The organism is Achromobacter sp. FW305-C-28 (assembly GCF_058783235.1).
The window spans coordinates 769401-789467 of the sequence record NZ_JBYSYL010000002.1; the positions used below are offsets into that span (position 1 = coordinate 769401).

At 67.1% G+C, this 20067-nt stretch carries 19 protein-coding genes; 12 read left to right on the forward strand and 7 right to left on the reverse strand.

The genetic code is table 11. The annotated features are described in order from the left end of the window. The first annotated feature begins 50 nt into the window (after positions 1–50). Positions 51–683: a LysE family translocator gene (locus AC3WMR_RS08435; protein WP_492263568.1), complete on the forward strand. Its 633-nt coding sequence runs from the start codon at positions 51–53 to the stop codon at positions 681–683. A 12-nt stretch (positions 684–695) separates the two neighbouring features. On the opposite strand, the gene AC3WMR_RS08440 is transcribed toward AC3WMR_RS08435, so the two are convergent. After that, positions 696–1097, reverse strand: a complete 402-nt coding sequence (locus tag AC3WMR_RS08440; protein WP_492263569.1) for a DUF1294 domain-containing protein — start codon at positions 1095–1097, stop codon at positions 696–698. Positions 1098–1508: 411 nt separating this feature from the next. On the opposite strand from AC3WMR_RS08440, the gene AC3WMR_RS08445 reads away from it, so the two are divergent. Then, entirely contained in the window at positions 1509–2141 is a 633-nt protein-coding gene (locus tag AC3WMR_RS08445) for a class I SAM-dependent methyltransferase (protein WP_492263570.1), read from the forward strand. Here AC3WMR_RS08445 and AC3WMR_RS08450 read toward each other — a convergent pair. The 4 genes from AC3WMR_RS08450 to AC3WMR_RS08465 all read right to left on the reverse strand — a co-directional run bounded on the left by AC3WMR_RS08450 (position 2100) and on the right by AC3WMR_RS08465 (position 8314). Next, complete coding sequence (locus AC3WMR_RS08450) at positions 2100–4379, reverse strand: FdhF/YdeP family oxidoreductase (protein ID WP_492263571.1); 2280 nt, start codon at positions 4377–4379, stop codon at positions 2100–2102. The genes AC3WMR_RS08445 and AC3WMR_RS08450 overlap by 42 nt on opposite strands. A 201-nt stretch (positions 4380–4580) precedes the next feature. Continuing rightward, positions 4581–5519 (reverse strand): LysR family transcriptional regulator, encoded by a 939-nt coding sequence (locus tag AC3WMR_RS08455; RefSeq protein WP_492263572.1) that lies wholly within the window; start codon positions 5517–5519, stop codon positions 4581–4583. Positions 5520–5597: 78 nt separating this feature from the next. Further along, positions 5598–6902, reverse strand: a complete 1305-nt coding sequence (locus AC3WMR_RS08460; RefSeq protein WP_492263573.1) for an ArgE/DapE family deacylase — start codon at positions 6900–6902, stop codon at positions 5598–5600. Between the two features lie 95 nt (positions 6903–6997). After that, on the reverse strand, positions 6998–8314 hold the full coding sequence (locus AC3WMR_RS08465; RefSeq protein ID WP_492263574.1) for an MFS transporter: 1317 nt from the start codon (positions 8312–8314) through the stop codon (positions 6998–7000). Positions 8315–8494: 180 nt separating this feature from the next. Here AC3WMR_RS08465 and AC3WMR_RS08470 point away from each other — a divergent pair, with 180 nt between their 5' ends. The 3 genes from AC3WMR_RS08470 (at position 8495) to AC3WMR_RS08480 (ending at position 11479) form a co-directional block, all read left to right on the forward strand. After that, the gene (locus AC3WMR_RS08470) at positions 8495–9460 is read left to right on the forward strand and encodes a LysR family transcriptional regulator (RefSeq protein WP_492263575.1); all 966 of its coding nucleotides are present in this window, start codon (positions 8495–8497) and stop codon (positions 9458–9460) included. A gap of 88 nt (positions 9461–9548) precedes the next feature. Next, positions 9549–10031, forward strand: coding sequence for a MarR family winged helix-turn-helix transcriptional regulator (locus AC3WMR_RS08475; RefSeq protein ID WP_492263576.1), 483 nt, complete (start codon positions 9549–9551; stop codon positions 10029–10031). 131 nt (positions 10032–10162) lie between these two features. Next, positions 10163–11479 (forward strand): NAD(P)-binding domain-containing protein, encoded by a 1317-nt coding sequence (locus AC3WMR_RS08480; RefSeq protein ID WP_492263577.1) that lies wholly within the window; start codon positions 10163–10165, stop codon positions 11477–11479. A gap of 7 nt (positions 11480–11486) precedes the next feature. Here AC3WMR_RS08480 and AC3WMR_RS08485 read toward each other — a convergent pair whose 3' ends face one another. Then, entirely contained in the window at positions 11487–12584 is a 1098-nt protein-coding gene (locus AC3WMR_RS08485; protein ID WP_492263578.1) for a type VI immunity family protein, read from the reverse strand. Positions 12585–12732: 148 nt separating this feature from the next. After that, a complete protein-coding gene (locus tag AC3WMR_RS08490; protein WP_492263579.1) occupies positions 12733–13464 on the reverse strand; it encodes a GntR family transcriptional regulator in 732 nt (243 codons plus the stop codon). Positions 13465–13683: 219 nt separating this feature from the next. On the opposite strand from AC3WMR_RS08490, the gene AC3WMR_RS08495 reads away from it, so the two are divergent. Genes AC3WMR_RS08495 through AC3WMR_RS08525 form a run of 7 tightly spaced genes read left to right on the forward strand, consistent with a single transcriptional unit; the run spans position 13684 to position 20062 of the window. Then, positions 13684–14568: a fumarylacetoacetate hydrolase family protein gene (locus tag AC3WMR_RS08495; RefSeq protein ID WP_492263580.1), complete on the forward strand. Its 885-nt coding sequence runs from the start codon at positions 13684–13686 to the stop codon at positions 14566–14568. After that, positions 14544–15542: an ornithine cyclodeaminase family protein gene (locus AC3WMR_RS08500; protein ID WP_492263581.1), complete on the forward strand. Its 999-nt coding sequence runs from the start codon at positions 14544–14546 to the stop codon at positions 15540–15542. Before AC3WMR_RS08495 ends, AC3WMR_RS08500 begins: the two co-directional genes overlap by 25 nt. Positions 15543–15594: 52 nt before the next feature. After that, positions 15595–16695: a cupin domain-containing protein gene (locus tag AC3WMR_RS08505; protein WP_492263582.1), complete on the forward strand. Its 1101-nt coding sequence runs from the start codon at positions 15595–15597 to the stop codon at positions 16693–16695. A 35-nt stretch (positions 16696–16730) separates the two neighbouring features. Then, positions 16731–17222, forward strand: a complete 492-nt coding sequence (locus tag AC3WMR_RS08510; protein ID WP_492263583.1) for an aromatic-ring-hydroxylating dioxygenase subunit beta — start codon at positions 16731–16733, stop codon at positions 17220–17222. A gap of 22 nt (positions 17223–17244) precedes the next feature. Further along, positions 17245–18513: an aromatic ring-hydroxylating dioxygenase subunit alpha gene (locus AC3WMR_RS08515; protein WP_492263584.1), complete on the forward strand. Its 1269-nt coding sequence runs from the start codon at positions 17245–17247 to the stop codon at positions 18511–18513. A gap of 2 nt (positions 18514–18515) precedes the next feature. Next, positions 18516–18836 (forward strand): non-heme iron oxygenase ferredoxin subunit, encoded by a 321-nt coding sequence (locus AC3WMR_RS08520; RefSeq protein WP_492263585.1) that lies wholly within the window; start codon positions 18516–18518, stop codon positions 18834–18836. After that, positions 18833–20062, forward strand: coding sequence for an NAD(P)/FAD-dependent oxidoreductase (locus tag AC3WMR_RS08525; protein ID WP_492263586.1), 1230 nt, complete (start codon positions 18833–18835; stop codon positions 20060–20062). Before AC3WMR_RS08520 ends, AC3WMR_RS08525 begins: the two co-directional genes overlap by 4 nt. Positions 20063–20067 lie beyond the last annotated feature (5 nt).

Here is a 20067-nt window from a genome sequence, read left to right on the forward strand (position 1 = left end):
GATGGCGCGGGCCCGTCGGTGGCATCGCCCTTTTTTGTCGGAGATCCCCCATGTTCCCCCTTGAAGTCCTTTTGCCCTATCTGCTTGCCTGCGGGATCGTGGTGGTGTCGCCCGGTCCGGACAACATCCTGGCGCTCAGCCGCGGCCTGAGCCAGGGCAGGGTGGCCGCCGCCGTGTCGTCGCTGGGCGCGGCCGGGGGCATCATGGTGCATACGGTGGCGGCCACGTTTGGGCTGTCGCTGCTGATGCAGACGTCCGAGGCGCTGTTCTGGGGCATCAAGCTGGTGGGCGCGGCCTACCTGATCTACCTGGGCATCAAGGCCCTGCGCGCCAAGGACCTGATCACCCTGCGCAAGTCGCACCACCTGCCGCTGCGCAAGGTGCTGAGCGTGGGCTTTTTCTCGAATGTGCTCAATCCCAAGCCGGGGCTGTTCGTGCTGGCATTCCTGCCGCAGTTCGCGGATGCCAGCCGGGGCTCGGTGCAGGTGCAGATGCTGGTCTACGGGTCGATCTTTGCCTTGCTGACTTTCGTCATCTTTGCCTTGGTGGGCGCGTTTGCGGCCCGCTTGTCCGGCTGGCTGGTGTCGCGTCCGGCGGTGGCGGCGCGGTTGAACACGACGGCGGGGCTGACGCTGGTCGGGGCGGGCGTGCTGGTGCTGTCGCTGAAGTCGGGCAAGGCCTGACGGCCAGGCCCGTTACCCCATCCACGGCTTGGCCAGGGGCTGCCACAGCGCGCGGCCCATCGGCGACCACACCCCTGCGAACACGGCCAGGTTCAACACAACCGTGATGCCGTAGACGATTCGAAACGGCCGCTTCACCGATTTATGCCGCAGCCAGCGCTGGGCCAGCAACGCGCCGGGCCAGCCGCCCGCCAGCGCCAAACCATGCAGGGTACGTTCGGGAATGCGCCACAGGCCGGCGCGGGCCAGGGCCTTGTCGCGGGCGTAGACGCCGAAGGTGATGAGGCTTAGCGCCAGGTAGGCCAGGCCGACCCACAGTGGCACCTGCCACAGGTGGACGGCCAGGCCATAGGCCGCGAGGCTGCCGCCGACGAGGGCGGCGACCCAGCGATTGGAGGATCTTGAAGCGTTCATGGCCTGTTTTCCGCTACGGCGTTGCTGTCGGTGGGAGGGGTAATGGATGCCGGCAAGTCGGCATTCGGCCGCTCGCGGCACGGGGCCTTGCCGCCGTGCCTCTTGGGCTGACGAAGACCCCAGGCGCGGGACGAACACGCGTCCCGCTTACCAGTACTGCCTGCGGCGCAAGTCACCGAGTGTAGAGAATTCTGAAGAAGCGCATCACGCACCTCGAGCGCGCGCGGCCGTCGTGCCATGGGAGGTGGCGCCTGCCAGCCGCGTGTTTTTGCCCCCGCGCCGTCACCGATAGAGATATTCACGACCGTGGCGTTCATGTTTTCTTAAATCGGCGGCCCGTAGACTCTACGCAGACGCCGCCCGGCCATGATGCCGGGCGGTGGCGTTTGGGAACGACACGGAAATCCTGCAATGACGACACATGCCTCCCGGTATTCGGATTACCTGCATTTCTTTGCGGCCTGGCTGGGCAACCCGCTGAAGGTCGCGGCCATCGCGCCGTCGGGCGCGGCGCTGGCCGAGCTGATCACCCGTGATGTCCGGCCCGGTGGCGGGCCCGTGCTGGAACTGGGGCCGGGCACCGGCGCGTTCACGCGGGCCTTGCTGGCGCGGGGCGTGGATGAGGCCAGCCTGGTGCTGGTCGAGCCGGATGCCCGCTTTGCCCAACTGCTGCAGCGGCGCTACCCGCGCGCCAGTATCCACCAGATCGACGCGGCGCGCCTGGGCCGTGCGGGGCTTGCGGCTGGCTCTGCCGAGGCCGTGGTCAGCGGCTTACCCTTGCTGGCGATGCCGCCGCGCCAGGTCATGGCCATTCTGGCGAGTGCGTTCGGCCCGTTGGCGCCGCAGGGCTGTTTTTACCAGTTCACCTATGGCGTGCGTTGCCCGGTGCCGCGCGTGATTCTGGATCGGCTGGGCCTGAAGGCGACCCGCGTGGGCCGCACGCTGTTCAATCTGCCGCCCGCGACGGTGTACCGGTTTTCACGCCGGCCGCCGGCGCGCGGCTCAGTCGTCCAACCCGGCCCGTCGTACCCGCACCGGCACTGACTTGTACGACGGCGTGCCGCTGTCCTGGTCGATGTAGTCCAGCGGCACCAGGACGTTTGCTTCCGGGTAGTAGGCCGCCACGGTGCCGCGCGCGATGCTGTATTCGATGGCGGTGATGTTCCTGAGCGTCAGCTTGCGGCCATCGGTGGCGGTGTCGATGTCGACCCGATCGCCGTGTTCCAGGCCGAGCGCGGCCAGGTCGTCGGGGTTCATGAACAGCACGTCGCGCCGGCCGAACACGCCGCGGTAGCGGTCGTCCAGGCCGTAGATGGTGGTGTTGTACTGGTCGTGGCTGCGTATCGTGACCAGGGTCAGGACGTCGTCTTCCCACGCCGTGTTGCTTTCACGGATGCCGGGAAACACCGAGAACATCGCCTTGCCCGAAGGCGTGTTCCAGCGCCGCTCGGTGGCCGCCAGCGGCATGCGAAAGCCGCCTGGCACGCGGATGCGGGCGTTGTAGTCGTCAAAGCCCGGGATGGTTCGTTCGATCAGCGCGCGGATACGGTCGTAGTCGTCGACCAGGCCCAGCCAGTCGACCTTGCTGCCGGGCAGCACGGCGCGCGCCATGCCGGCGACGATGGCCGGTTCGGACCGCAGGTGCACCGAGGCCGGCTTCAAGCCGCCAGCGGATGCGTGCACCATCGACATGGAATCTTCCACCGTGATCGACTGCGGGCCGCCGGCCTGCACGTCCAGCTCGGTGCGGCCCAGCACGGGCAGGATGAAGGTTTCCTGGCCTACCAGCAGGTGCGACCGGTTCAGCTTGGTGCCCAGGTGTACGGACAGGCGCAGCTGCTTCATGGCGTCGAAGCAGCGTTCAGGGTCGGGCATGGCCATGGCGAAGTTGCCGCCCAGGCAGATCAGCGCCTGCACCTGGCCGGCGATCATGGCCTGCATGGCTTGCACCGAATCGTGGCCGTGGGCGCGCGGCGGCGAGAAGCCGAACACGTCTTCCAAGTTGCGCAGGAAGCTCTCGGAGGGCTTTTCGGTGATGCCGACGGTGCGGTTGCCCTGCACGTTGGAATGGCCGCGCAGCGGGCAGATGCCGGCGCCGCGCTTGCCGATATTGCCGCGCAACAGCAGCAGGTCCGCGATCAGCCGCACGTTGGCGGTGCCCTTGTTGTGCTGGGTGATGCCCATGCCGTAGGTGACGATGGCGGCGGTGGACCGCGAGTAGGCTTCGGCCACCTGTTCCAGGCTGGCGCGGGGCAGGCCGCTGTGCTTTTCGATATCGGCCCACGAGGTCGCTTCCAGGTCGGCGACCAGCGCGTCCAGGCCTTGGGTGTGCTGGGCGATGAAGTCGTGGTCCAGCGCGTCGCCGCGCTCGGCATCCAGCGCCAGCAGCGCCTTCATGATGCCCTTGAGCGCCGCGGCGTCGCCGCCGGCCTTGACCTGGTAGTAGGTCGAGGCAATGTCGGTGGACCCGTAGGTCGCCATCTCGACGATGCTTTGCGGGTCGGCGAAGCGTTCCAGCGCCCGTTCGCGCAAGGGGTTGAAGACGATGATCGGCACCTTGCGGCGGGCGGCTTCGTGCAGCGTGCCCATCATGCGGGGGTGGTTGGTGCCCGGGTTGTGGCCGATCGAGATGATGAAATCGGTGTGGTCGAAGTCTTCCAGCGACACGGTGCCTTTGCCGATGCCGATGGACCGCGGCAGGCCGACGCTGGTGGCCTCGTGGCACATGTTCGAGCAATCGGGAAAGTTGTTGGTGCCGAATTCGCGGGCAAACAGCTGGAACAGGTAGGCCGCTTCGTTCGAGGCCCGGCCCGACGTATAGAACTCGGCCTGGTCGGGCGTTTCCAGTTCGCGCATGACCTGGCCGATGCGGGTGAAAGCATCTTCCCAGGACACCTCGCGGAAGGTGTCGCTGGCGGCGTCGTAGGCCATGGGGTGGGTCAGACGGCCGAAGTTTTCCAGTTCGTGGTCCGACAGCGCCAAGAGCGACGTGACCGTGCGCTGGGCGAAGAATGCCGGCGTGACGCGCTTGCTGGTGGCTTCCCAGGTGACGGCCTTGGCGCCGTTTTCACAGAACTGGAAGGTGGATTTGTGCTCTTTGTCGGGCCAGGCGCAGCCGGGGCAGTCAAAGCCCGTGGGCTGGTTGGTGCGCAGCAGCAGCACGGGGGCCTGCACCACTTCCATCTGCTGGCGCACGGCCTGGGCGGTGGCCTTCAGCGCGCCCCAGCCGCCGGCCGGGCCGTTGTAGGGGCGGATGCCGGGCACTTCTCGTTGCTTGCTCATCATGATTCTCCTGCTGGCGCCGGGCCGCAGCCCGTGACGGCAAGACGGTGCCGTCCACGCCCAAGGTCGATAGCCTGCCTTGCGGCGGTGCAGCAGGCCAATCGTTTGACTGAATTTCGTGATAACCGGCGGTTATCATGGGGGGTAAGGCTGCGAATGGTGCGGCGTGCGCCGGTATCGCGATTCAGCGGGTATCCCGGTTCACGCGGCGGCGTCCCGGTTCAGCGGCTCGTTCAGGGCAGCTTCCAGGTCGAGCCCGGTGGCGATCTGCCAGGCCGCCTCGGACAAGGCCGGTTGCGGCTCTCGGCGCAGGCGGATCAGGCAGACGTCCTGGGTGATTTCCGGGGTGATGGGATGCACCCGCAGGTCGGCGCCTTCATGGCGGGTGGGCAGGGCGCTCAGCGGCAGGATGCTGAAGGCGCGGCCGCTCTGGCATTCGGCAAGCAGCAGGCGCATGTCGTTGGTTTCCAGCACCACGTCGGGCTGCGCGCCGGCCGATTTGAATTGTTCGTCCAGCGTCTGGCGGTTCTGCATGTCGCGGCTGAGCAGGCACAGCGGCAGCTCGGCCACTTCGGCCCAGCCCAGCTGGCGCGGCAGCGAGGCCTGGGCGTCGGCCACCAGCACGTAGCGTTCCGAGAACAGCGGCAGCACGTCGTAGTCGGCGCCGGCCACCGACCGGTCATACAGGATGCCCAGCTGAATATCCTGCGATTTCAGGCGCTTGAAGATTTCGGGGGTGCTCAGCGCGGCGACTTCCATGGACAGCTGCGGCAGGATCTCGCGGTACTGCGCGCTGAGCAGCGAGGCTGCGTGGCCGGCCGTGGGAATGACGCCGATGGCCAAGTGGCCCTTGGGCACGCTGCGGATCAGCCCGGCTTCCTGGCGCAGGCCTTCCAGCGACGTCAGCATCTGCCGCACCCACTGGATCACGCGTTCGCCTTCAGGCGTGATGCCCTGGAAGCTGCGGTTGCGCCGCACGATGGTGATGCCCAGTTCCCGTTCCAGCTCGCGGATGCCGTTGGACAGGGCCGGTTGCGACACGTGGCAGGCTTCGGCCGCGCGGCCGAAATGCCGGTGCTTGTCCAGGGCGATCAGGTAGTTGAGTTGGCGGATGAACATGGCGGCGGGGGGCAGGTGCAACGGCCAAGGATATCTGAAATACCGCGCCGGCCGGATGACCGGCCGCGCGGCAATGCCTGCCAGGCCGGGCCCCAGGGGCTAGCGGGCTTCGCTGACGCCGCACCACTGCGCGATGAACAGGGCGATGGTCTTGGTGATCAGCCGCAGGGATTCCAGGTGCACGCGTTCGTCAAAGCCGTGGATGTCCAGCGACTTCGGGCCGTAGACCAGGGTGGGCATGTTGCCGTAGATCACGAACACCCGGGCGTCCAGGTAGCCGGGCGTGGTGAAGCTCTGCAGATCGCTCTGGAACGCCTGGCGGTGGCAGGCGCGCAGCGTGTCTTCGGCGGCGCTGCCTTCTTCCAGCACGTAGCCTTCGGCGTAGAAGCCGGTGTAGGTGACCGTGGGCGGCGTGCCGCCCAGCCGCGGGTCGGACACGGCGTCTTGCAGGCAGGCGTCGATCTCGGCGCGGGCCTCGTCGGCCGTGGTGCCGGGGTAGATCGCCGCGCGCACGTCGAATTCGCACCAGGGCGGCACGGTCGACGGCCAGTCGCCGCCTTCGATCTTGCCGATGTTGAAATTGATCGGGTGGTCCAGGTGCTCGAAATGGCGGTGGCAATGGTGCTGGCCGTTCCATTTGGCCTCGATCCGGCGCAATGCCTCGATGGCGGCATAGGCCGCGTCGATGGCGTTGAAACCATTGGCCATTTCGCGGGTGTGGGTCGGGTGTCCCTGCACGCGCACCTTGAACCACAGCACGCCGACGTTGGCGCGCACCAGCATGTTCTCTTCGGGCTCTGGAATGATGACGGCGTCGGCCTGGTAGCCGCGCAGCAGGGCCGCCAGCGCGCCGTTGCCGGTGCATTCTTCTTCCACCACCGACTGGAAGTAGATCGGGGCTGCGGGCGCATAGCCCGCGGCGCGCACGGCGTCGTAGGCATACAGGTTGGCGGCCAGGCCGGCCTTCATGTCGGCCGCGCCGCGGCCGTACATCCAGCCGTCGATGATGGCGGGGTCCCACGGCGAACGGCTCCACATGTCGACCGGGCCGGTGGGCACCACGTCGATGTGGCCGTTCAGGATCAGCGACCGGCCGGTCTGCGCCTCGGGGCGGTACGTGCCGACCACGTTGAAGGCGTTTTCGTACGACACGGTGACCGGGCCGAAGCCAGGGTGCGACTCGATGTCCTTGACGTCGATTTTCCAGCGGTCCATCGCAAAGCCGCGCTGGCGCATGGCTTCGAACAGGAAGTCCTGCGCCGTATGTTCCTGCTCGCGCAGCGACGGAAACCGCACGAGGTCCTGCGTGAACGCCAGCTGGGCGTCGAAGCGGGCGTCCACGGCTTGCAGAATGCGGCGGGTCTGCTGCTCGGTCAGCGGGGCGGGAGGGGTTGTCTGTGTCATGCGGGGTTCCTTGAATGGTGAAAAGCAATGATCAAAGGGCGGCGGCCCCAAGCGGCTGTCCGGGCCGTCGCCCGGGTGGCCGCTCGGGTCGCCCATCAGGCAGCGGCGGCGTGCATCGCGTCCAGGCGCAGGCGGCGCTTGTGGCCGGCCAGCGCCCAGATCGACACCAGCGTGATGGCCGACAGCACCGAATAGAAGATCGCCAGCGGCAGCCACCGGCCCGGGTAGTGGTAGGTCAGCCAGGTGCCGATCAGCGGGGTCAGCCCGCCAGCCACTGCACCGCACAGCTGGTACGACAGCGAAATGCCGGAATAGCGCACATGCGTGGCGAAGGCCGAGCTGATGTAGCCGGCCATGGCGGAATAGATGGCCGCCATGAAGACCAGCACGATCGCGATGCCGGCGACGATGCTGAAGGCGTCGCCGCGCGTCACCAGCATGAACATCGGGTAGGGCGCAAACACCGAGAACAGGGCCGCCGTGATCAGCACGCGCGCCGTGCCCACCACGTCGGCCAGCCAGGCCGCCACGGGCTGCACGATGAACTGGATGATCGCGACCACGAACAGGCAGTCCAGGATCAGCGCGCGGTTCAGGCCCAGCGTCTGGGTGGTGTAGGACAGCATGAACGTGTTGGTGAAATAGATGCCGCCGATCGCCACCGTGCACACGCCCATGCACAGCAGCACGGTGCGCCAGGCGGTGCGCAGCACTTCCTTGGCGGGCACCTCGGCGCGCTGCTGGCGTTCCAGCACCTTGGCGAAATCAGGCGATTCATTGACGCCGACCCGGATGAAATACCCCACCAGCAAGAGCACGGCGCTGATCAGGAAGGGCACGCGCCAGCCCCAGCTGACGAAGTCGGCTTCGTCCAGCGTGGTGAGCAGGCGAAACGCCAGCAATGACAGGATCAGGCCCGCCGGGCTGCCCAGCTGGGCGAACGAGGCCGCGAAGGTGCGGCGGCGTTGCGACGCATGTTCGCCCGCCATCAACACGGCGCCGCCCCATTCGCCGCCCACGGCCAGGCCCTGGGCCAGGCGCAGCAGCAACAGCAGGGCGGGCGCCCACAGGCCGGCGCTGGCGTAGCTGGGCAACAGACCGATGCCGACCGTGGCCAGGCCCATGATCACCAGCGTCGCCATCAGCGCGTTCTTGCGGCCGACGCGGTCGCCCAGGTGGCCGAAGATCACCCCGCCCAGCGGCCGGGCCAGGAAGCCTGCGGCAAAGGTGCCGAACGACGCCATGGTGCTGACGAACGGGTCCGCGGTGGGAAAGAACACCTTGCCGAAAACCAGGGCGGCGGCGGTGGCGTAGATGTAGAAGTCGTACCACTCGATGGTGGTGCCGACGAAGGCGGCGGTGGCGGCGCGAACCGGTTGCCGTTGCGGGGCAGGGCTGGCGGGAGCGGCCATGGGTGTCTCCTTGTATGGGTATTGATGTTCGAAGGCGGTTTATCGCTCCCGGCGCCATATAACGTCAATTTATGTTTTATAATAATTAACTTAAATTTTGTTTATGTATGGCGGTTTTGCTGGCGCTGCGGGGCACTTCCCGGGCCGGGCCGCCGCCGTCGCCTGCCGCGGAACGCCCTGATGCCCTCTACGACCCCCCTGGCCACCCGCCCCGGCGAACGCCTGGACTGGAACCTGCTGCGCACCTTCCTGGTCATCGTCCAGGAACGCAGCATCAGCGGCGCTGCCGCCAAGCTGCACCTGACGCAGTCCGCCGTCAGCCAGGCGCTCAAACGCCTGGAAGACCAGTTGCAGCGGCGGCTGATCGAACGCCACAACACCGCGTTCACCGTCACCAACGCGGGCGAAGAAGTCTGCCGCGCGGCCGAAGCCATACACGGCAATGTGTCGCACCTGCTGACCCACGTGTCGCAGACCGACGTGGCCGAAGTGGGACGCATCCACTTGCTGGTGGCCAGCCGCATCCACTCCACCGTGTACGACAACTTCTGGGCGGACTTTCATCGCGTGCATCCGCGCATCGAGGTGCAGATGGACGTGCTGCCCAGCAGCGAGATCAGCACCCTGGTCCAGCAGCGCGCGGCCACGGCCGGCATCGCGCTGTGCCGGCAGATGCCCAAGCGGCTGGATCACAAGGTCTTCCTGCAACAACGCTATGCGCTGTTCTGCGGCCGCAATCACGCGCTGTTCGGGCGTCAGGACATCCGCATCGAAGACCTGCTGGGCGAGAATTTCGTGTCTTTTGCCAGCGACGCCCTGGGCGACAGCCTGTCGCCGCTGACCATCTTTCGCGACCAGCGCGGTTTTTCAGGCCGCATCGTCGCGTCGTCGACGCATCACGATGAGGTCAAGCGGCTGCTGATCGCCGGCTTTGGCATCGGCTGCCTGCCGGAACACAGCGTGCAGGCAGACCTGGCGCAAGGCCGCCTGTGGCGGCTGCCGCCGGGCGAGGGCGTGTGCTCGGTGGACCTGCATCTGCTGTGGCACCGAGACGCCCAGCACACGCCGGCCGAGGCCGCCTTCCTGAAGCATTTCCGCGACTACATCGATCGCTATTCGATGGCCGAGCGGTTGGCGACCGCTTAGGCGTGGCGGGGCCGGGGCTTGACAGCGCTGGGCGCAGCGGATAATGTTGCTACTAACAACTAATTATTCGTGGATCGTCGATTCAGCCATGAGCTCCCCCCGCACGCGCACCGCGACCCAGGACGCAGAAGCCCTCTACGAGGCCGTCAATCAACTGATCCGGGTGCATCAGTTCCGTGATCGCGACCGCATCTGTTGCTACGACGTGTCGGTGGCGCAGTGCTATGCGCTGGAAACCCTGGTCAAGCAGGGCTCGCTGCGGCTGCAGTCGCTGGCGCAGGAGATGTTCCTGGACAAAAGCACGGCCAGCCGGGTCGTCGATTCACTGGAACGCAAGGGCTACGTCACGCGGGTGGCCGATGCCGCCGACCGGCGCGCGGTGCAACTGACGCCTACCGCCAAGGGCAGGGCGCTGTACCAGACGATTCGCGCGGACTTGATCGCCGAAGAGGCCGCCATGATCGAACACATGCCGCCAGCGGTACTGGACGGCGCGTTGACGCTGCTGGGCCAACTGACGCGCGCGGCGCAGGCGCGCTGTGGCGCGGTGACGGCCAGCCAGGCGCAATAGCGCATCCAGGCACAGCATCCATGCAGGTCTGCCGTGGCGCAAGCACGGCATTTTTTTCAATCAAATAGTTGGTAGTACCAATTAATAGTGGGAATCCCCCCACGCTTGTCTGGAAGGAAGAGGTATCAGTCATGAGCATGAATCACCTACCCATTGCCATCGTCGGCGCCGGGCCGGTCGGCCTGGCCGCAGCGGCCCACTTGTTGGACCGGGGGCTTGAGCCGCTGGTGTTCGAAGCCGGGGCCGCGGCGGGGGCCAGCATTGGCCGTTGGGGCCATGTGCGCATGTTTTCGCCGTGGAGCTTCAACGTCGACGTCAAGGCCGCGGCATTGCTGGCGCCCACGGGCTGGGTGGCGCCACCGGCTGATGCGTATCCCACGGGCCGGGATCTGCTGGCACAGTACCTGTGGCCGCTGGCCGAGCTGGCGCCGATCCGCCAGCGCCTGCACTTGAACAGCCGCGTGGTGTCGGTCAGCCGCGTGGGCCACGACGTGATGCGCAGCGCGCCGCGCGGCCAGGCGCCATTCCTGTTGCGGGTGGCAGGGCCGGACGGCGAGCGGGATGTGCTGGCGCGCGCGGTGATCGATGCGTCCGGCACCTACTCGACGCCCAACTGGATGGGGGCGCATGGGATTCCTGCCTTGGGCGAAATCGGCGCAGCGCACCGCATCGCCTACGGCGTGCCCGACGTGCTGGGCGCTGCGCGCCCGCGCTATGCCAACCGGCGCGTCCTGGTACTGGGCAGCGGCCATTCCGCGTTTAACGCGCTTCACGACCTGGCCGAACTTGCCGCCGCCGAGCCGCGCACCCAGGTGTCGTGGGCGATTCGCGGCGTGTCGCTCGAACGCATCCTGGGCGGGGGCAAGAACGACCAATTGCAGGAACGCGGCAAACTGGGTCTGGTGATCGGGCGGCTGCTGGATGAAGGCAAGATCGCGCTGCATACCGGCGTTCATGTCGACCGGATCGCCGCATCGCCTGAAGGGCTGCGCCTGCATGCCGACAGCCAGGTGCTGCCGCCGGTGGACGAAGTCATCGTGGCCACGGGCTTTCGGCCCGACGTGGGGTTGCTGTCCGAACTGCGCCTGGAACTGGATCCGGCTACGCAAAGCCCGGTCCGGCTGGCCCCGCTGATCGATCCGAATGTGCATAGCTGCGGCACCGTGCGGCCGCACGGTGCGGAGGAACTGTCGCATCCGGAAGACGGGCTATACGTGGTGGGCATGAAAAGCTACGGCAGGGCGCCGACGTTTCTGATGTGGACGGGCTACGAACAGGTGCGCTCGGTGGCGGCGGCCCTGGCCGGCGACTGGGAGGCCGCCCGGCGGGTCGAGCTGGTGTTGCCCGAAACCGGTGTCTGCCACACGCAGTTTCGCCGGCCTGACGCGGTGGCCGAACGCGGATCGGGTTGCGGCACTACCGCATGCGCGAGCGGACGGCAGGGCTAGGGGACGATCACGGCGTGCGGTCCAGCGTATGGACTTGATCCAGCCGTGGCGTGTCCAGCAGCCGGGCCTTGGCATCCAGCAATTCATCGTCGGTCACGTCGAAGCGCTGAAGCCAGGCCTCGCGCTTGACGCCGGTCAGACGCGGCTCTCCGGCCGCGCTGGCTGCCAAATGTATTCCGGGCTCTGAACTTCTCAGTGCCTTGAGCGCGGCATTGGGCAGCACATACTGGGGCGGCTTGGGGTCGATCAATGTCGCGGCGGTATCCGGTTCATTGCCCGCCTGTATCACGATGCCTGTGCCGTAGTCGTAGAACGCGAACCAGTCGGGGGGCAGCGCCGAGCGCAGCGTATGCAAGCCGCCCGCCTGCTCGACCATATTGTGATTGATCGCCGTCAGCCAGGAAACGGTCTTGAAGGTGTCGCGCTTGAGCTTGGAGGCGGAAAACACCGGCGCGCCGACATCGACGCCGCGCATCTGCTCGGAGACGAAGGCCTCGGTGGGCTGGTTGGCATTCCATTCGGAAGGCGTCAGCACGAAGCCGAAGCCGCCGTGTCCATGCCGCGCTTCGAGCTTGCGCGCGAACTCGACGAACAGGCGCTGAAATGCCTTGGGCTGTTCGATGATGTCCACGAAGGGCAGCGCAAAGCGCAACACGTCCAGCCGCCGTCCTTTCCTGGCAATCCAGTTCGGCGCGGCATTGACATAGAACGAGTACGGGCCTGCGTCCTGGCGCTTGACCCCGCTCGCGTAATTCAGGTCGATCTGTTCGTCTTCGTCGCGGTCCTTGAACCAGTCGCGGATGGCAGGGGCTTTGGCATAGGGCAGGCAGGGCGGACCCGAGGGCGGCTCGCCGCGCCACAGCCAGGTGAATACGTCGCCGGCCTGGGCCCGGTAATCATCGAAACACTGGGCAATCGCCGCCCGCTTGGAGGGCGTGAAGCCGTCTTCGAAGTACAGCGTGCCGGTAATGGCGATGACGGCGCCAACGTAGTCCTGCGGGCCGGATGGCATGAGCATGCCGCCGGGAAACTGCTGCGCCTGCGCGTTCTCGCGCAGCGCGGCGGCAAAGGCTTCGGGACTCATGTCGGGATGAAGATCTGTCATATTTTCGTCTCAGGGCAGGGCGGGCACGGGCGCAGGGTGGCCGCCAGGCAAGGGCGGCAAGCGGCCTCGATACACCGTGGATGCCGAGGCCACCTGGGACGACGGGGCGTTGGACGATGCGCCAGACCCGTTGCAAAAGAACGTTTCCCTACGCCGCGTGGTCGGCCAGCAATGGCCGCGCCGCTGACGCGCCGCGCAGCGATTCCAGCAGCACGCGCTTGTTCTCGCGGCTGCGGTAGGCGTGTTCGCGCATCAGGTTTTCGGCGCGCACGGCTTCGCGCCGGGTGATGGCGCGCAGCAGGTCTTCGTGGTCTGCCTGCGCCCGCAGCACAAACGGCGTTTCCAGCAGGGAAGGGGTGGACGGCAGCGTCAGCGCGGCGGGGCCGGCCAGCGGGGTCTTGTTGTTGTGTTCCAGCGCGGACAGCAGGGCGCGGTTGCCGGCGGCCTCGCACAGGATTTCGTGAAAGCGCCGATTGATCTGGCCCCAGGCGCGGGCGTCGACGGTGGTGTTGGGATCGCGCCGGGCGGGCGCCAGCAGCGCGCGGCCTTCTTCGACGGCTTCGGACAACTGGGCCAGCACGGCCTCGGACGCGCCGCGTTCGGCCAGCAGCCGGGCCGCCATGCCTTCGAGCACGCCGCGTACATCCACGGCGTCGCCGATTTCTTCCACGGTGAACGCCCGTACCCGGAAGCCCCGGGACGGTAGCCGTTCCAGCAGGCCTTCCTTTTCCAGTTCCGTCAGCGCGATGCGCAGCGGCGTGCGCGACACACCCAGGCGGGCGGAAAACTGCAATTCCACCACGCGTTCTCCGGGTTGCAGGGCGCCCGAAAGCACCATGTCCCGGAGTTCGGAAATCACTTTGTCGATCTGTGCGGCCATAGCGGAGCGTGGGCTGAAGATAGTCTGAAAGGGGGCTCCAGTGTACCCAGAAAATTGCATGCAATAGGGCTGTAAATATCTCTACCTGTCTTGCGATTTATCAAAATTGCATGCAATAATTCGGAAAAATAGCGTCTGAGACGAAAATAAGCGCCTCAATGCATGCAAAGAAAAGTCCATTGCATGCCATTGGGGACCTGACATAGCCCAGGAGACAAGATGAAGCTGATTAGCTTCGCCCACGCAGGCCGCCCCGGCTGGGGCGTGTTGCGCGGCACCGAGGTGGTGGTGCTGACCCCCGTATGGCCCGATGTCATCGCCGCGCTCGCGGCCGGCCCGGCCCGGATCGCGCAGGCCGCCCAGGCGCCGGGCCTGTCCTGTATTGCGCTGGCGGACCTGCAATGGCTGCCGCCTGTGCCCGCGCCTCGCAAGATTCTGTGCGTGGGGCTGAACTACGGCCGCCATGTGCTTGAGGCCGGACGCGAGCTGCCCGCCCACCCCTCGCTGTTTCCGCGGTTCGCGGACAGCGTGGTCGGCCACCGGGAAGCCGTGTGGAAGCCGCGCGCGTCCGAGAAGTTCGACTACGAAGGCGAACTGGTGGTGGTGATTGGCCGGGGTGGGCGCCACATCGCCGCGGCGGATGCGCTGTCGCACGTCGTCGGCTACACCTGCATGGCCGAGAACTCGGTACGCGATTTCCAGAAGCACAACGCCCAGGTGACGCCGGGCAAGAACTTCGAGCGCAGCGGCGCGATCGGCCCCTGGCTGGTGACCGCCGACGAGATCGGCGACCCCGCCCGCCTGCAGGTCATTTCGCGGTTGAACGGCGAGGTCATGCAGCACGGTGACGTGTCGGACCTGATTTTTCCCATTCCCGAGCTGATCGCCTACATCAGCGCCTTCACCCCGCTATCCACCGGCGACCTGATCGCCACAGGCACGCCGGAAGGCGTGGGCGCCAGCCGCAAGCCGCCGCGATTTCTGGCGGCGGGCGATCGGCTGGAAGTGGAGATTCCCGGGATCGGCACCTTGAGCAATATCGTGGCGGACGAACCCGCCGCGTCAACCAGGAGACCCGCATGGCTGATGCGCTGCGGTACCTGACGGAACGCGATGTCGTGTCCGTCCTGAATATTCCCCGGGCCATCGACGCCCTGCATGACATGCTGATCGCGCAGGGCAGGGAGCAGGCGCGCAATCTGCCCAAGACGCTGGCCACGTGGGGCGACGGCAGTTCAATGCATGCATTGGGTTCGGTGCAGACCGGCGCGGCAGGCTATGCCGGCTTCAAGACCTGGGTGCATACCAAGGCGGGCGGCGGATCGCTGTTCAGCCTGTTCGATGCCGGCTCGGGCGCGCTGCGCGCCATCATCGAGGCACGCGCCCTGGGCATGCTGCGCACGGCGGCGATCAGCGGGGTGGCCACCCGGGCGCTGGCGCCGGCGGATGCCACCTGCGCCGCGCTGATCGGCACCGGTCCGCAGGCCGTCACCCAGCTGGCCGCGCTGGCGGCGGTGCGCCCGCTGCGCCAGGTCCGCGTCTACAGCCCCACGGCCGAGAAGCGGCGCGCCTTCGTGGCCAGCGTGGCGGACAAGTATGCCTTCGACATCCAGGCGTCGGACACGCTGGAACACGCCCTGGCCGGCGCCGAGATCGTCACGCTGATCACGCGCGCCGTCGACCCGTTCGTGGACGCGGCGCGGCTGGCGGACTGCCGGCACCTGAACGCCGTGGGCGCGATTCTGCCGAGCAAGGCCGAGTTCGCCCAGGACGTGTTTGAGCGCGCAGATGGCGTGGTGGTGGACGACCTGGAAAACGCCCGCCGCGGCTCGCGTGAACTGCGCGAGCGTTTTGGCGCCGACGGCGCGCCGTGGCCGGGCGTGACGGTGCTGAGCGACTGGCTGGCGCAGGGACTGGCGCGGCCTGCGGACGCCCGCCTGACGATCTTCAAGGGCATGGGCATGGGCCTGTCGGACCTGGCGATGGCGCGGGTGGTCTTTGAACACGCCCGCGACCAGGACCTGGGCCTGGCGCTGCCGCCCCAGACCCGCGAAAACCTGCTGCTGGCGCAGCCCTGATCCGCATTCCATCAACCAAGACCGCCGACGCCGGCGGGAAGAGGAGACAAGCATGTTCGTCGACGTCAGCGGGGCGCCGCCCCGGGAACAGAACAAATGGCCGTCGATCGTGATCCCCAAAGAGGACATCGATCTGGAAATCGCACGCCTGATCGACGCGCCCCGGCCGGACAACGGCCGCCGCGCCTCGCTCATCACCCATCCCGAGGCCAGCGCGCCGGGCCTGGGGCTGGCCCCCGGCACGGACGTCACCATCAACGTGGTGAACCCGGGCGAGCGCAGCTTCAACCTGCGCAAGAATTCCAACATGCTGGAAATCTGTATCAGCGGAGAAGGCGTGGCCACGGTGGCGGGCCGCGACATCCGCGTGGGCCACTGGGACGTCTGGAATACGCCCGCCATGCAGGTGCATTCGTATCGCAACGAGGGCAAGACGCCCTGGGTGCGGCTGTCTTATTCCAACGCGCCCCTGTTGGAAAAGCTGGAAATCCATTACGTCGAAGAGTTCGACGGCGCCGTGCCGCCGGCCGACGCCAATACCCGGCCCGCGCCGCCCAGGGCGCCGGACGCCGCCCGGTCGCGCGACCTGGCGCTGCGCGAACAGATCACGCCCGAGGGCGCGTGGCTGCTGGGCTATGAATGGCTGATCGATATCGACGTGCTGGACTCGAAGGCGCTGCTCTGGCCCTGGCAGGCGGTGTCGCGCCACCTGCCCACGGTCGAGGACATGGCGCGGGGCTACAACGGCCGCCGCCTCTTCGTGCTGTACAACCCGGCGACGGAACGCCGCATCGGCACCACGCACAGCTTTTTCGCGACCATCTCGTCGTCGCCGCCCGACAACCACCATGTGCCGCATCGCCATAGTTCGTCGGCCATCAACTATTACCTGCGCGGCAATGGCTACAGCAAGGTCAATGGCGTGCGGCTGGACTGGAAGGCGGGCGACCTGATCCTGTCGGCCCCCGGCTGGGCCATGCACTCGCACCACTCGGGCACCGAGACCACGTCGGCGCTGACCGTGCAAGACCACCCGCTGCAGATCGCGATGGAATCGCTGATCTGGCAAGAGCGCATGCAGGAACCCATCCTGGCGCTGGGCAGCCAGAGCGGCTTTGAAAGCAACCGCGCGCAATTGGCCGCCGCCTCGTGACCGCGCGCCCCGACGAATCGACACCCGGACCCACCATGACCCTGACTGAACTGTCCGACGCGCCGTCGTTGCGCGCGCGCCTGCGGGACTTCTACGACGACTACGCCTTCTGCCTGGACGAAGGCCGGCTGGAGCAATGGCCGGACTTCTTCACCGAAGACTGCCATTACCGCGTGCTGTCCCGAGAAAACCACGATGCGGGCCTGCCGCTAGGCCTGATCTACTGCATGAATCGCAACATGGTGCGCGACCGCGTGACGGCGCTGCGCGAAACCACCATGTTCGAGCCGCGCTCGCTGCGCCATTTCATCAGCGGCGTGCGCGTGATGGACGTGCAGGGCGAGCACATCGTGTCCCAGGCCAATTTCGCCGTGATGGAGTCGCTGTCCGACCGCGAGCCGACCCTGAACATGGTCGGCCGCTACCTGGACGTGCTCCGCGTCACGCCGGGCGGCATTGCGATCAACCGGCGCGACTGCGTGTACGACAACTATCGCGTGCGCACGTCGTTGATCGTTCCCATCTGAATCCGCTGCAAGGAAACCTGCCATGACCTGTTCCGACTCCGCCCTGCTGGACACGCCTGCCGCGGCCCCCATTCATCTTGAACGCCGCTGGCCCAAAGAGGGCTACACGCGCATTCCCAACTGGGTCTATACCGATCCGGCCATATTCCAGAAGGAAATGGACGTGTTCTTTGCCGGCCAGACCTGGAACTACGTCGGCCTGGAATGCGAAGTGCCCGACGTGGGCTGCTACAAGCGCAACTGGATCGGCAATCGTCCGGTGATCATGGTGCGCACCGAAACCGGTGACGTCGGCGTGCTGGAAAACCGCTGTGCGCACCGCGGGGCGCAGATCTGCTGGCACAACACCGGCAAGGTGACCGACTTCACCTGCCCCTACCACCAGTGGAACTACGACCTGAACGGCAACCTGCAGGGGGTGCCGTTTCGCCGCGGCGCCATGGGCAAGGGCGGCATGCCCAAGGACTTCGACCCCAAGCAGAACGGCATCCGCAAGCTGCGCAGCGTGAACCGCGGCGGTTCGATCTGGGCCACGTTTTCCGAGGATGCCCCCAGCTTCGAAGACTATTGCGGCCCGGAAGTGCTGGCCGAGATCGACCACATGCTGCCGGGCAAGCCGCTCAAGCTGCTGGGCTACAGCCGCCAGCTGATCCCCAGCAACTGGAAGATGTACCTGGAAAACCTGAAGGACCCGTACCACGCGACCCTGCTGCACACCTTCTACATCACTTTCGGCCTGTGGCGAGCGGACTCCAAGTCCGAATGCATTCCCACCGGCGGCGGCGCGCACAGCGTCATGGTGTCGCACAACGAAGGCAAGAAAAAGACGGCAGCCACCACCGAAATGAGCCGCTTTCGCGACGACCTGGAACTGCTGGACCTGGAAACCGTGACGCCACGCGCCGAGTTCAACCGCGGGCGGGTGGGCGGCGCGTGGGTGTTCCCCGCGGCCCAGTTCGGCATCCAGGCGAACTCGCTGAAAACCCGCCACGTCATTCCCCGCAGCCCCACCGAACACGAACTGGTGTTCACCTATTACGGCTACGAGGACGACGATGAGGAAATGACCCGCTTGCGGCTCAAGCACGCCAACCTGCTGGGGCCGGCCGGGTTCGTGTCGATGGACGACAGCGAGATGCTGAACCAGGTGCAGATCGGCGTGACCGGCTATCCCGAGGCGCGCGGCATCGTCGAAATGGGCGGCCGCGACACGGAACCGGCGGACTACATGGTGACCGAGGTGCTGATCCGGTCTTTCTACGACTACTACCGCAAGGCAATGGGGCTGTGACCATGGATATCTGGAAACCTGTCGCCCGGCTGGCGGAGATCTCGCCGGACACGGGCACCCTGCGCGTGGTGCACGAGGGCGAGGCGGTCTGCCTGTACGACCTGCATGGCGAGATCTGCGCCACCCAGGATCGCTGCCCGCACGGCAATGCCAGCCTGGCCGACGGCTACCTCGAGGACGGCAAGATCGAATGCCCGCTGCACCAGGGCGTGTTCGACATCCGCTCGGGCAAGCCGCAGTGCCCGCCGGTCACGGCCGACCTGCGCCGCTACGACGTGCGCGTCGAGGCCGATACGGTCTACCTGAAGGCGCAAGCAACGTGAGCGCGGACGCCATCGTCATCGTCGGCGCCGGCCAGGCGGGCGGCTGGGCCGCGACCACGCTGCGCGGCCGCGGCTTTGGCGGCCGGGTGGTGCTGCTGGGCGACGAACCGCATGCGCCCTATGAGCGGCCACCGCTGAGCAAGGCGGTGCTGGGCGGACAGGCGCCTGCCGAGAGCACCGAACTGTTTTCGGCGCAGCGCCTGGCGGAACTGGACATCGCGTTTCATCCCGGTATCGCCGCGACGCGGCTGCGGCTGGCGGACAAGCGGGTGGAGACGTCAGACGGCGCCTCGATCAGCTATGCCAAGCTGATCCTGTGCATGGGCGGCCGGCCCGTGGTGCCGCCGCTGCCCGGCGTGGATAGCCCGGGCGTACACGTGCTGCGCACCCGCGACGATGCGTTGCGGCTGCGGGCGCGGCTGGGGCCGGACCGGCATGTCGTCATCGTGGGCGGCGGGTGGATCGGGCTGGAAGTGGCCGCCACGGCGCGCCAGGCCGGCAGCGGGGTGACGGTGCTGGAACAGGCGCCGCGCCTGTGTGCCCGCAGCGTGCAACCCGGCGTGTCCGCCCATCTGGCCACCTTGCATGGGGCGCATGGGGTCGACCTGCGGCTGGGTGCCAGCCTGTTGGCCATCCATACGCTGCCCGACGGCCGGCCGGTCGCCGAGCTGGCCGACGGCACCCGGCTGACGGCTGATGCCGTGGTGCTGGGGGTCGGGTTGGCCGCCAACGATGCGCTGGCGCGCGAGGCCGGCATTGCCTGCGACCGGGGCGTGTGGGTCGATGCGCATTGCCGCACGTCGGCGCCGGATGTCTATGCGGCCGGCGACGTCGCCGTGTCGACGCATCCCGCCACGGGTGACGCCATGCGCCTGGAATCGTGGCAGAACGCCCAGGACCAGGGCATGGCGGCGGCCTTGGCGGCGCTGGGCGAGTCCGCCCCGTATGCGCCGACTGGCGCGGTCTGGTCGGAGCAGTACGGCGCCATGGTGCAGATCGTGGGGTTTGCGGCGCTGGCGCAATGCGAAGTGCTGCGTCCGCAAGCCGATCGCCGGATGCTGCTGTCGGTATCGCTGGATGCCGCCGGCCGCGCCGTGGCCGGCGTGGCGGTGGATGCCCCGCGGGAATTGCGCCAGCTGCGCAAATGGATTGCACAGGGCGCAGTCTTGGACCCGGCGTTGGTACAGCGGCCAGACGTGCCGTTGGCCAGCGCCCAGATCGGATGACGAGA